The sequence below is a fragment of the Neobacillus sp. NRS-1170 genome (genome assembly GCF_050468025.1).
Genome location: NZ_JBITPF010000063.1, coordinates 1 through 13,070, shown reverse-complemented (window position 1 = coordinate 13,070; position 13,070 = coordinate 1). Strand labels below are relative to the sequence as shown.

Below are 13,070 nucleotides of genomic sequence, written 5' to 3'. Positions count from 1 at the left end.
GTTTTTACAAACTTCTTCTGCATTATCTAGTTTTGAGGGAATGAACCCTTAATCAATAGTCTGGTAATTATGGCGAGAAGGTCACACCCGTTCCCATACCGAACACGGAAGTTAAGCTTCTCAGCGCCGATGGTAGTTGGGGCACGCGCCCCTGTGAGAGTAGGACGTTGCCAGGTACATGAAAAAGGACAATCCAAAAGGATTGTCCTTTTTTTCCGCTTTAATGGAGTGGACTGTAAAGCGTCAAAAGTGGAAAGAAAAACGTCAAAACATAAAACAATGGTTCTGGATTTTATTTGAGGAAACTAGCAGACACCAAAAAGACCCGCTAAATGATAGGTCTCTTTTTATGGTCATTGTTTAAACTCTGCATTAAAAGAATTTTCGCCAGAATGAACAGATAAAAGGGTATCTGCATATCCGACAAGACGGTTCACAATCTCGTCTGAAATCGCATATACAAGTTGGTGTAATTCCCTTTTGTGTAAATTGGGATCATCAAAAATGATAGTGGTGTTAATAAAGATATGTTTTGTATCATAAAGGTTATAGTGAATAATGGTTTTTCCGGCTGCTCCTCCAGTAACAGGATCCTTAAAACTTGGCAAAAAAATATACCATTCTTCTGCAGTTGGTGAGCGGAAGTTTTTTGTAAAGGTCATGCCTTTTATTTCTTCTTCAACTTTCCCTTTAATATCTTCGTTTAACATATCAATAATATTATCTTCCACGAAAAATCCTTCTTCCTTAGCCCCTAATATTCGCGTTAACCTTTATCATGTCTATCCTTCCAGATATTCTACGTACTGACTAGATTTATTGCTTTTTTTCATTTACCGCCTTGTTTAGTAATCGGTTATTTTCTAATCCATTTTCGCTAAAAGCGTTGTCGTTATCTAAGCTATTGGTTATACTTGCTTGATCTAAATTAGTATCTTTGTTAGCTGGCTGAGTATTTGTTGTTTTCGCCATCTGTCTTCATCCTTCCTATCTTATAATTTTTGCACCTTTTAATTTTCCCTTTTTTGCAGCTAAAAATGTAACAAGTTTGAAAAATTGACTAACTTCATAAAAGGATTTGGAGTTTTATACACCAGCTGTCTTATTGATAGCTTTTTTTATTTTAATGACAGTAGAAACGGACAGGTTTCGACTTAGACGGTGTTTTATAATGGTTATTGATGGCAGGAAGGAAAATGGGAAAAGCAAAAAAGGCATATAGGGAGGTTTTGAAAATGACTGTTCTGTTTGAGAAGAATGGGAAGGTTGGTACAATTACCATAAATCGGCCGGGGGTTAAAAACGCAGTTGACCGAAAGACAGCAAAAGAGCTTGCGGATGCATTTCGAGAGTTCGAAAAGGATGAAACGTTACGAGTTGCCGTCTTACATGGAGCTGGCGGGACCTTTTGTGCTGGAGCTGATTTGAAAGCCCTTTCTATAAATGAAGGAAATGAAATGAATATGAACATGTCAAAGGATGGTCCGATGGGTCCCAGTCGAATGCATTTATCAAAACCTGTGATTGCGGCAGTTTCAGGATACGCAGTTGCCGGGGGAATAGAACTTGCAATCTGGTGCGACCTGCGCGTGATGGAACGGGACGCGGTATTTGGTGTTTTTTGCCGTCGCTTTGGTGTTCCGCTTGTGGACGGTGGGACTCAAAGGCTGCCCCGGCTGATTGGAATGAGTCGAGCATTGGATCTGATTTTAACTGGCCGGCCCGTAAAAGCGGAAGAGGCATTGATGATCGGTTTGGCAAACCGAATCGTTGAACCAGGTACAGCCAAAGAAGAAGCAGAAAAACTAGCTGCAGAAATCTCCGAGTTTCCTCAGCTTTGCATGCTAAGTGACCGAGAAGCCGTTTATCGTGGATTTGATCAGGACTTTGATAAAGCGATGCAGATGGAGTTTCTATTAGGATTGAATGTCGTAAACAGCGGAGAAACCCGTGAAGGAGCGACAATTTTTTCTAACGGACAAGGAAAGCATGGGCGATTTTAATTATGAACACTTAGGGGGGAAATGAAAAATGAATGCTGCGGAATTAATAAAAAGAGGCGCCAGATTTTATCCAAATCATACAAGCGTTATTTTTCAAGGGGAAAAATTAACCTTCGACCAGGTATTTAGAAATAGTAATCGTTTGGCCAATTCCTTGTTAAGCCTTGGACTTAAAAAGGGTGATCGAGTGGCTTTTTTATTGGCAAACTCCTTGCAAAGCGTTGAAATTGATTTTGCTCTCTTGCTAACCGGGATTATTAAGGTTCCGTTAAATACAAGGCTTTCAGAGAAAGAACATATTCATATGATTAAGGAAACTGAAGCAAAGGCGCTATTATATACAGAAGAATTCAGCGAACGGGCAGAGCAAATCAAACTACATTGTGATAATCTCCACTTTTTTTGCCAAATGAATGGAACGCCAAAGGAACCATGGATGCTTAATATGCATGAATTTATTCAAGGGGTTTCTGATGATGAACCTGCCGTAAAAGTTTTTGAGTCGGATCTGGCAAACATTCAATATACTTCCGGAACGACGGGAATACTCAAAGCTGCCGTCCATACTCAGGAAATCTGGGCCGCCATTTGCAATAACATTTTGACTTCAATAGAAATTCAAGAAGGGGATACAATGCTTCACGCAGCTCCTTTAACTCATGCTTCAGGAGCCTTAGTGCTTCCACATTGGATTTCCGGAGCAGCCAATTTCATCCTGCCAAGCTTTAATCCCGAACAATACCTCCAAACCATTCACGATGAAAAACCAACAACCTTAAATCTAGTCCCAACCATGATTGTAATGCTTTTACATAAACCAAATGTAGAACAGTATTCCTTTGAATCTATCAGGAATATTATTTACGGAGCTTCACCAATGCCACTTGAGGCTTTGAAACGAGGACTTGCCTTATGGGGTCCGAAATTCCTTCAATACTTTGGTCAAACAGAAGCACCGCTATTTCTTTCGATTTTAAATAAGAAGGATCATACAGGTGAGGGAGAAGAAGCTGAAAATCGATTGTTATCATGCGGACGTCCCGTATCAACAGCTTCTATCAAAATTGTTGATCAAACGGGTGAAGATGTACCAGTAGGAGAAATAGGTGAAATCCTAGTGAAATCGAGTCAAGGGATGGCTGGTTACTGGAAATCTACTGAATTAACACAAGAAACAATTAAAGACAGGTGGATTTACACACGGGACATGGGATATTTCGATGAAAAAGGATACCTGTTCCTTGTAGACCGCAAATCCGATATGATTATTTCCGGTGGATTTAACATTTATCCGCGTGAAGTGGAAGAAGTGCTCTATCAACACCCGGCTGTAATGGAAGCAGCTGTGGTTGGTGTCCCGGATGAAAAATGGGGAGAAGCCATAAAAGCCTACGTTGTTCTAAAACCTGAACAATCGGCCGCTGAAGAGGAATTGATTCAATTTTGCAAAGAAAAGCTGGCTTCGTATAAAAAGCCTTCTTCAGTGGAGTTTATTGAAGCATTGCCTAAAAGCCCAGTTGGAAAAGTCGTACGTCGTATGTTAAGAGAACCGCATTGGGTAGGGAATGGCCGGAAAATTTAAAATCAAAGGGGTCAAAAAAAGGCAGGGTAAAACCTGCCTTTAGTTTGTCATAGCTTTTTTCTTTCTTTTTACCAACCTCTATATAGTCAGAAAAAACATCCATATAGGTAATTTATGGTATAATTAAAGAAAAATAGAAAGGCGGGGGAATATGGTTTTCAAAAGGACTTTCAGCCGAAATGTTTTTCCGATCTTGCTATTGTTAGTGTTGACTGCAAATTATACTTTGTACCATACAACATTGGGAATACAACTGCTTCCAAATCAACCTAATTTAGTCGTTGTGGCATCCATGTTGGATTTAGCCTTGGTTTCTCCGATTTTATTTTTGGCCTGGAAACGAAAATTAACCTGGACAAACCTGATTTTTGGGATTGCCGGCGGCCTAATATTTGTGAGTTTCTTTATTCCAAAGGAGTATTTAGCACCATTTAAAGCTGTAACCTGGATTGGTTTCGCAGTTGAAGGCGGACTGCTCTTACTAGAAATATTGGTGCTCGTTTCGTTGTTTAAATTTTTGCCCTCCATTGTTCGTTCTGTTAAGAAAAGTCCACTGCCAGTTCTCTATTCTTTTTCGAACGCAGTCGAAAACCAAGTCAAATCCTATCCTATTATTCGAATCATTTGTTCAGAAATACTCATGTTTTACTATGCATTTGCCGCCTGGAGAAAAAAACCACAACAAGACAATAACATGTTTACGTTGCATCAAAATTCAAGCTTAATTGCCTTTCAAATTATGTTGATTCATGCCACAATCCTTGAAATGGCTGGGCTTCATTGGTTAATACATGAAAAGTCTGTGATTTTGTCGATTGTTTTACTCGTAATCAACATTTATACCGTTATTTTCTTTGTAGGTGATATTCAAGCCGTACGCTTTAATCCTTTGGTTATTACCGAGGAGAAGATGTACATTTCATTAGGCCTGTTAAAGCGAATAGAAATAAAGTGGTCCGATATTGATGAAATCATCGCTGATCCACAACATTTAAAACAAAAACGGTCAAAGGATACAATCGAATTCATTGCCCGTGATTTTGAAGAGGCCCATCCCAATTTCATATTAAAATTAAAGCAGCCTGTTGAAGCTACTTTCATCATGGGGATAAAAAAAGAATATTCACAAGTTGCGATAAAAGTAGATGATCCGAATCAATTTAAAGAGGGTCTAAAGAAAAAATACTAACATAATTCAAGGGGGGTCTTAATTAATATTTTTTCTAAGATCCAGCAGCTGCTATATTGGTGGCTGCTTTTTCATTTTGTACTTAGTTGTATCTAAAACAAAACCTTTCCTTAATATAAAAGGGGATATTAATTCTAATCACTCGTATACTCAAAGAGAGAGGTGAAGGGGTATGGCGAAACGAAAAAAGAAACAATATTCCAATAGAAAAAAGAATAAAAATACTATTATTTCAATAATTGTTGTTTTAATCATTATTAGTATTGATTGGCTGCTTAGAGATACAGGTGATTCTAAGGATGTTGTTTTTGGTATCATAGGACTGGTTCTCTCCGTAATAGGCTACCAACACGGAAGGACAGGAAGAGATAAACACAAGGAGTCCAATAGAGAAAAGAATAAAATTACTATTATATCGATAGTTGTGGTTGTAATTATTATTTGTATTTGTTTGTTGCTTGGGAAGATAGGTGTTTCTGAGGATGTTGTTTCTGGTATCTTTGGACTAATTTTCTATGTGGCAGGCTATCATCAAGGAAGGACTGGAAGAGGTAAACACAAGGAGATTCCTTGACAATTAAAGGATTTCGAGCTGTTGGTGTTGAAATAAACATTCAAAAGGTATTGTGATGATGTATGCGGGGTGAAGAATTATTTATATAATTGAGGGTCTGATAAATGTCCGATTATTTATTTCTTATTAGTTTTGTTATAGGTTTGAACATGATTGTCGGTGTTTTATTGGGCATGTCTGGAATATCCGGTTTTCTCCTTCCATTAATTTATGTAGGATTTTTAAAAATGCCTGTTCACGATTCCCTTGCACTAAGCTTCTTATCCTTTGCCGTCTCCGGCATCATCGGTACTATTTCCTATTGGAAATCTAAAAATATGAATTTTAAACTGGCACTATATTTGAGCATCGGAAGTCTGCCAGGGGCATTTTTAGGAGTCCAAATAAATGTGTTAATTTCCGACTACTTGTCAAAACTCCTTCTCTATATATTCGTACTATTAGCCGGATTATCCATCTTACTTAAGAGAAATAAAGATCCAGTAATTGAAAAAAAACAATCAAAAATGTTAACTCATTCTTTACTAGTCATTCTACTAGGTTTTATTACAGCAGCCATTTGTGCCTTAACAGGAGCAGGAGGCCCTATCTTACTAGTACCGGTTTTGGCTGGTCTTGGGATTAATATTAGAACAGCAGTGGGTGTCAGCCTCTTGAACTCCATTGTGATCGCAATCCCTTCTATATTAGGCTATTTTTCCCATGCAAGTATGGGATATAGCCCTATGTTAATTATTGGTAGTTTACTAGGGACGATTGCTGGGATTGTAATGGGTGTCCGGCTTGCCAATAAGGTGCCTATACCTCAATTGAAGATGATGATCGCCATTATTACGATCCTTTCTTCGTTCTATATGCTCGTAATGCTAAATATTAGGGCTTAGCCCTAGGGTTATGGAGGTTTAAATGAGTAAATATTCTGTTAATATTTCAACCATTTTTACAGAGGTTCCTTTTTTGGATCGGTTTAAAAAAGCCCGAAATCATGGATTTTCTTATGTTGAATGCCAATTTCCGTATGACCATTCAATTGAGGAAATTCAGAATGAGCTTAACCAACATCAATTATCGATGGTGTTATTGAATTTGCCGCCTGGGAATTGGGAAAAGGGAGACCGGGGTTTAGCAACGGATGCTAGCAGGGTCAAAGAATTTAGGACGTCAGTAAATGAGGGAATAAAGTATGCAGCCGCATTAAATGTTTCTAGGATCCACTGCATGGCTGGCATCGTTTCTGAAAGTGATAAAGAAACAGTAAGGGACGTGTATATCCATAACCTTCGATATGCTGGAAAGGAAATGGCCAAGCATGGTTTGACCGTCTTGATCGAACCAATTAACCCATTTGATATGCCCGGCTATTTTTTAAAAGATATTTATCAGGCAAAAGAAATTCTTGAGGAAGTGGCTTTGCCAAATGTAAAGCTTCAATTTGATTTTTACCATATACAAAGAATTCATGGCAACGCACTATCAATCTATAAACAATTTGCTGATTTGATTGGCCATGTTCAAATAGCTGACGTTCCGGGTCGGCATCAGCCGGGCACAGGAGATATGGATTATCGAGAGATTTTTCAATTTTTAGATAATTCATATGATGGTTACATCGGTCTTGAATATAACCCAAGTCGAAAAAGCGATGAAAGCTTCGAATGGCAATCATGGATTGGAATGGGAGGAAAATAGAATGATGATTGGATTTGTTGGAACTGGCGTAATGGGTTCGCGGATGGTGAAAAAACTGCTTGACCATGGATACCAAGTAACTGTATATAACCGAACCAAGGAGAAGGTAAAGGCGCTGGTGGAATATGGTGCATTCATTGCAGAATCCATTTCCTCGCTTGCGTATTCTAGTGATATCATTTGTACTTGTTTATCGATGCCCGAGGATGTAGTAGAAGTTTATCTAGGAACTTCCGGTCTCATAGAAAATGCAAGATCTGGTGCAATTTTTATCGATTTTACTACGGTTGGGTCAGAGACCAGCAAAGCAATTTTTGATCAGGCAATTGAAAAAGGTATCGCTTATCTGGATTCTCCGGTAAGCGGCGGACCTGAAGGAGTGGAAAATGGAACTTTAACCATTATGGTCGGAGGCGAAATGCAGGCATTTGAAAAAATCCAACCTATCCTGAACGTTTTGGGAGAGACGATAGAGTATCTTGGTCCGTCCGGGTCTGGAAGCATTGCAAAGCTCCTCAATCAATATCTTGTTGCTGTCCATTCGCTCGCGGCCTCGGAAGCAATGGTAACGGGAGCAGCATTTGGCCTCGATTCGGAACAGCTGTATAAAATTTTGAAGGTTAGCTATGGAGACAGCCGGATTTTAAGGAGGCATATGGAGCAATATGTGTTCGATCGTCATTTTCAACCTGGCGGGGCCGTAAAATATGTCCATAAAGATGTCCGTTTGGCAAACAAGCTAATACAAGAGGCAGGAATGAACCAATTTACAGGACAACTGGCAGAGCAGGCATTTGGCCATGCGATTGAGGAGGGGCTTCAGGAATTAGATATGTCGGCTGTGATCCAGCCGTTAGAAGAGAAATGCGGGGTAATCGTAAAGAAAACACGTTTACTTTAGTTAGAGATGATAGAATTTTAAAAACAAATAATAAATTCTGAAAATTGATTGAATTTTAATTTTTCTAGTGCTTTAATATAGGTAAGTGGTTTTACTTATCAGATATGTGATATCTGAAAGAAAGGGGGGAGATTCGTGCAGGTAAAAAAAATCCCGGTCCTGAAGGTGTCTGATTCCGTTGCAGAACAAATCGAGGAAATGATCCAATCTGGAACGTTTCAAGCCGGTGAAAAGCTTCCTTCTGTCAGGGAATTATGCGAGTTATTTGGTGTTGGCCGCTCCGCTGTCCGCGATGCCATTACGACATTAAAAGGCAAAGGGATGGTAGATGTAAAGCGGGGAGAGGGAACCTTTATTCTCGAATTTGATTCAACCAGACTCTTTAACAGTCATCTGCTGCTGACCAGTCCTAAAGATATCAGTGAGCTTTTTCAGGTTCGAAAAATCCTGGAGCCTGGAATTGCGGAAATGGCAGCCGTTCATCGTTCTGAAGCAAATCTAAATTTAATAGAAGAGATTTTTTCCAATCAAACTATTGAAGGGTGGGAATCGGATTATCTATTACATAAGACAATTGCTGAAGCGGCAGGCAATGAAATTATCAAACAGTTCCTGCAATTTATCTCTGCAACGATGAAAAATGCCATGATCGATTTTCACCACTATATTGAGAAAAATCCAGCTACTGCCAAGATGATTGAAAAACAACATTTAGAAATCTATGAATCCATTAAGTTAGGGAAACCTCAGCAGTCGAAACAAAAGATGATGGTGCACTTGGATTTTGTCGAGAAAGAGCTATTGAACAGTCATGTCATCCAGCAAACAGCTGGCCGATAATTTTTTGTGCAAAATCAGAAACGTGGTTGCTTATTACGAAACAATGGAGGTGTTGGTATTGATTACCGCAGATCTTTTTGCAGAGTTAAACGCTATTTTACCAGCAGAGCGAATCATCGAAGGGGAGATAAATCATCCACTTGGAAATAGCGGTCAGGTAAAGGTTTTTCCTCAAACAGAAGAAGAGATCGCTGCCATTCTTCAATACGCGAATGAACATGGTAAAAAGGTGTGTGTTGAAGGGGGCGGAACCAAAAGAGGGTTCGGCGGTTTGACCGAATCAGCCGATATTTTACTTTCGCTAACGAATTATACAGGCATTGTGGAGCATGTAGTAGGCGATATGACGTTAACCGTTAAGGCTGGAACCAAATTTATGGAATTACAGGAGTATTTGGCTCAGTATAATCAAAAAATTTCACTCGACCCACACTGCCCGACATCAGCAACCATGGGAGGAATTGTCGCATCGAATGACAGCGGTCCCAAACGGCTAGGGTATGGATCTTCAAGAGACGTTGTCATCGGGTTAAGAATCATATACCCTGATGGTAAAGTGATTCGGTCCGGCGGAAGAGTCGTAAAAAACGTAGCCGGTTATGATATGAACAAATTATTCATCGGCTCGATGGGGACGTTAGGCGTCATATCTGAGGTAACAGTGAAACTGCGTCCGCTGCCTAAATATGAGAGTCTTATTTTACTATCATTCCCACAAGGAAAGATGGACGAAATCCGGGCGTTTGCCACAAAGATCCTTGATTCGACGATGGAGCCTGTAACGCTGGAACTGTTTAGTCCAACGCTAACAGAAAAATTGATGGGACACAGCTGTAATACAGTAGCGATCGGACTCGAGGATGTTGAAACATCCGTTCGGTATCAAGAAAACTTTATCCAAAGCATTCAGCCAGCCCATACAGAATTGAAAATTCTTGCCGGTCAGGATGTTCAAACTTTTTGGAATCAATTTTATTCCCTTACTCCAATTTCCCCTACAGACAGCAGCACTTCAACTCAGACTTCATTGAAAATTGGTGTCATCAACATGGACGTAACCAACATCATAAAAGAAACTCATCTCCTGAGTGATATACACAATATACAGGTCGAAGCCCATGGTGGATTAGGCCACGGTTTATGCCAGATAAACCTGAAAGGCGCAAAGGAAGATATCGTATCCGCCATTCAACAAATAAGGGAGTCCGTTACAAAACTTGGCGGGTACACCGTTGTGAAGCATCTCCCTTTTGCATTAAGACAAGAAATAGACACTTGGGGGAAAAAGCCTTCCCATTTCTTCCTATTAGAAGGCATCAAATCCAAGGTTGACCCGAATAGAGTTCTTAATCCTAAACGATTTGTGGGAGGGATTTAATGATGAGTATCAAAGAAGCCGATTTAAAGAATGATCCGGCTTGTTCGACCGGTTTAAGCAATTATTTTTCGAAGGATCATCCAGATGAAAGTAAATGGGCGGACTGTGTTCACTGCGGAATGTGTTTAGAATCGTGCCCGACGTATGAGATTACCGGCATGGAGCAGCATTCCCCCCGCGGTCGAGTTCATTTGATTAAATCGGTGGCCGAAGGAAAACTCACTGTTAATGAACAGTTCATGGATCCTGTATTCGCTTGTCTGGATTGCCGTGCCTGTACCACAGCCTGTCCGGCGGATGTAGAAGTCGGCGGCTTGATCGAGGAAGCCCGGGGGCAAATACGCCAGGCCATGCCGTTAACAGGCCTGAAAGGTGCTGTAAGCAAGGTGGTTCTGCAAGGATTGTTCCCGCATCATAACCGGTTGAATGGACTCGGGAGCCTTCTAAAATTTTATCAAAAAAGCGGCATGCAAAAGGTAGTCCGAAAGACAAAGCTGATCAATATCATGCCTCAGCATCTTGTGGATATGGAAGCGATCATGCCGGAAGTGAAGGAGCCGGTCCGAAAAAAATACAAAGATGTTAATATCATTAAAGCAAAGGGAGAAACCAAACGTGAGGTATCCTTCTTAACCGGCTGTGTAATGGATGTCATGTTCAGTGATATTAATGAAGCAACGATTAATGTCTTAACCCGAAATGGCAATGACGTAACGATTCCGAAGAACCAAACCTGCTGCGGGGCGCTTCATGTCCATGCAGGTGACCGTGAAACAGGAAGAAAGCTGGCCAAACAAAATATTGAAGCGTTTATGGATTCCGATAAGATTATTGTCAACGCTGCCGGCTGTGGCTGTGCCCTCAAGCAATATCCGGATTTGTTCCGCGAAGACCCTGAGTGGCATGAAAAAGCAGAAGAGTTCGCCGCCAAGGTGGAGGACATTTCAAAACATCTTTATGATACAGGCTATTGCATACCAAAAGCGGAATTAAACACTCGGATTACGTATCATGATGCCTGCCATCTGGCACATGGACAGGGAATCCGTCAGGAACCGCGCGATCTATTGCTCAGTATTCCTGGAGTGGATATGGTCCATATGCCAAATTCGGACCGCTGCTGTGGAAGTGCAGGGATTTACAATATTACGAATCCGGAAATGGCATCTGCTGTGCTTGAAAGCAAAATGCAAAATGTCCCTGAAGATGTCGAAATGATTTCGATGGGCAACCCTGGATGTATGCTTCAGATGGCAATGGGCGTACAAAAGAATGGAAGAAACCAAAAAATCGTGCACACCGTACAGCTGCTCGATTGGGCTTACCAAAAAGAAGACGGCAAGGGGGAACAGTAATGGCGGTCAAGGGAATCAAATCAAACGATCTGCATATTTTAAATCTTGCAAACATCGTAGGCGATGCCCGATCGATCATTTACCATAAGGAAGATCTTATCGCCTACGACTGTGATGGCTTTACCTTACACAAGCATTTGCCCAAAGCCGTTGTTTTTCCGAATAACACCGAGGAAGTAGCAGCCCTTGTTAAATATTGCGCCGAGAATCAGCTTCCTTTTCTCGCCCGAGGAGCCGGAACAGGTCTAAGCGGCGGGGCCATTCCTTTAAATGGTGAAGTGATTATTAGTCTGGTGCGCATGAAAAAGCTTCTTAGTGTGGACTTTGAAAATCGACGTGCGGTGGTACAGCCAGGCTTCGTCAACTTGAAACTAACGAATTCCATTTCTGATAAAGGCTATTATTATGCTCCCGATCCTTCGAGTCAGTATTGCTGTACAATTGGTGGAAATGTCGCGGAAAATGCTGGAGGTGCTCACTGTCTTAAGTACGGAGTGACCACCAATCATATCCTTGGGCTTGAGGTGGTTTTACCAAACGGTGACATTGTTGAAATTGGAGCAAACGGCATCCCTGATGAGCCGGGCTATGATTTGCTGGGTCTGTTAACAGGTTCTGAGGGGACACTGGGTATTGTAACGAAAATAACAGTCAGGATTCTGAAAAACCCTGAAGCAAAGAAAACGGTGCTGGCCTATTTTGATAAGGTGGAAGACGGCAGTCAGGCGGTTTCCGATATTATTTCAGCCGGGATTGTGCCAGCTGCACTTGAAATGATGGACAAAACAGCGATAGAAGGGGTGGAAGCAGCCGCATTCCCAGTAGGACACCCTAAGGACATTGAAGCCGTGCTCCTAATTGAAGTCGATGGGATTGCAGCGGGATTGGATGAGCAAATCAATCAGATTCTAGACGTTTGCAAAAAAAGAAACGTGCGTGAGGTCAGAGCTGCAAAGGATGAGACAGAACGCGGAAGATGGTGGGCGAACCGGAAAACAGGATTCGGTGCCATGGGTGCGATTTCTCCTGATTACTTAGTACAGGACGGGGTCATTCCTCGGAGCAGGCTGCCTGAAGTTTTGAGCCGCATTAATAAAATTAGCGAAGAATCCGGTCTACGCATTGCGAATATTTTCCATGCGGGAGACGGGAACCTTCACCCATTAGTTCTTTTTGATGCCAGGATTCCTGGACAAAGTGAAAGGGCTTTAGAAGCTGGCAGTGCCTGTCTTCAAGTTTGTGCGGATGTAGGCGGCACCATCACTGGTGAGCATGGGGTCGGTATTGAGAAAAGAGAGGAAATGCGCTTCGTCTTCACGGATGAGGAAATTATCGCACAAACCGATATTCGCGCGGTATTCAATCCTGATAATCTATTAAATGCAGGAAAACTATTCCCAAGCCCTGGACGATGTGTGGAGATCAAGAGGGAAATGAAAGAAAGAAGTTCATAAGGATAAGACCTAATTACTGGACTTAACCCCGTCAAGTAGACAGCTCTAAAAAGACTATGCAGCCATCGTGATCCGATATTCAACTGGAGCACGATGGTTTAGTCG

13 protein-coding genes and 1 rRNA gene are annotated in these 13,070 nt (G+C 41.2%); 12 read left to right on the top strand and 2 right to left on the bottom strand.

The window, feature by feature from the left end; translation table 11 throughout:
• Positions 1-59: 59 nt before the first annotated feature.
• Positions 60-176, top strand: a 5S ribosomal RNA gene (rrf, locus tag ACIFOT_RS23830).
• 177 nt (positions 177-353) lie between these two features.
• Here rrf and ACIFOT_RS23825 read toward each other — a convergent pair.
• Together ACIFOT_RS23825 and ACIFOT_RS23820 are read right to left on the bottom strand one after the other, a co-directional pair.
• The gene (locus tag ACIFOT_RS23825) at positions 354-710 is read right to left on the bottom strand and encodes a hypothetical protein (RefSeq protein WP_430068740.1); all 357 of its coding nucleotides are present in this window, start codon (positions 708-710) and stop codon (positions 354-356) included.
• Positions 711-816: 106 nt separating this feature from the next.
• A complete protein-coding gene (locus tag ACIFOT_RS23820; protein ID WP_223589884.1) occupies positions 817-972 on the bottom strand; it encodes a hypothetical protein in 156 nt (51 codons plus the stop codon).
• A gap of 263 nt (positions 973-1,235) precedes the next feature.
• On the opposite strand from ACIFOT_RS23820, the gene ACIFOT_RS23815 reads away from it, so the two are divergent.
• From ACIFOT_RS23815 to ACIFOT_RS23765, 11 genes are all read left to right on the top strand, one after another.
• Complete coding sequence (locus ACIFOT_RS23815) at positions 1,236-2,003, top strand: crotonase/enoyl-CoA hydratase family protein (RefSeq protein WP_430068732.1); 768 nt, start codon at positions 1,236-1,238, stop codon at positions 2,001-2,003.
• A gap of 28 nt (positions 2,004-2,031) precedes the next feature.
• On the top strand, positions 2,032-3,585 hold the full coding sequence (locus ACIFOT_RS23810; protein ID WP_430068729.1) for a class I adenylate-forming enzyme family protein: 1,554 nt from the start codon (positions 2,032-2,034) through the stop codon (positions 3,583-3,585).
• A 151-nt stretch (positions 3,586-3,736) separates the two neighbouring features.
• A complete protein-coding gene (locus tag ACIFOT_RS23805; RefSeq protein WP_430068726.1) occupies positions 3,737-4,774 on the top strand; it encodes a beta-carotene 15,15'-monooxygenase in 1,038 nt (345 codons plus the stop codon).
• Between the two features lie 172 nt (positions 4,775-4,946).
• Positions 4,947-5,348 (top strand): hypothetical protein, encoded by a 402-nt coding sequence (locus ACIFOT_RS23800; protein ID WP_430068723.1) that lies wholly within the window; start codon positions 4,947-4,949, stop codon positions 5,346-5,348.
• A gap of 104 nt (positions 5,349-5,452) precedes the next feature.
• Entirely contained in the window at positions 5,453-6,232 is a 780-nt protein-coding gene (locus ACIFOT_RS23795) for a sulfite exporter TauE/SafE family protein (protein WP_430068720.1), read from the top strand.
• Positions 6,233-6,254: 22 nt separating this feature from the next.
• Positions 6,255-7,037 carry a hydroxypyruvate isomerase family protein gene (locus tag ACIFOT_RS23790; RefSeq protein WP_430068717.1) on the top strand — a complete coding sequence of 261 codons (783 nt, stop codon included), beginning with the start codon at positions 6,255-6,257 and terminating at the stop codon, positions 7,035-7,037.
• Positions 6,991-7,938, top strand: a complete 948-nt coding sequence (locus ACIFOT_RS23785) for an NAD(P)-dependent oxidoreductase (RefSeq protein ID WP_430068738.1) — start codon at positions 6,991-6,993, stop codon at positions 7,936-7,938. The genes ACIFOT_RS23790 and ACIFOT_RS23785 overlap by 47 nt, the downstream gene beginning before the upstream one ends.
• Positions 7,939-8,073: 135 nt before the next feature.
• A complete protein-coding gene (locus tag ACIFOT_RS23780; protein ID WP_430068714.1) occupies positions 8,074-8,778 on the top strand; it encodes a FadR/GntR family transcriptional regulator in 705 nt (234 codons plus the stop codon).
• Positions 8,779-8,836: 58 nt separating this feature from the next.
• The gene (locus ACIFOT_RS23775; protein WP_430068712.1) at positions 8,837-10,156 is read left to right on the top strand and encodes an FAD-binding oxidoreductase; all 1,320 of its coding nucleotides are present in this window, start codon (positions 8,837-8,839) and stop codon (positions 10,154-10,156) included.
• Between the two features lie 2 nt (positions 10,157-10,158).
• Positions 10,159-11,511: a (Fe-S)-binding protein gene (locus tag ACIFOT_RS23770; protein WP_430068735.1), complete on the top strand. Its 1,353-nt coding sequence runs from the start codon at positions 10,159-10,161 to the stop codon at positions 11,509-11,511.
• Positions 11,511-12,965 carry an FAD-linked oxidase C-terminal domain-containing protein gene (locus ACIFOT_RS23765; protein ID WP_430068709.1) on the top strand — a complete coding sequence of 485 codons (1,455 nt, stop codon included), beginning with the start codon at positions 11,511-11,513 and terminating at the stop codon, positions 12,963-12,965. Before ACIFOT_RS23770 ends, ACIFOT_RS23765 begins: the two co-directional genes overlap by 1 nt.
• Positions 12,966-13,070: the final 105 nt, after the last annotated feature.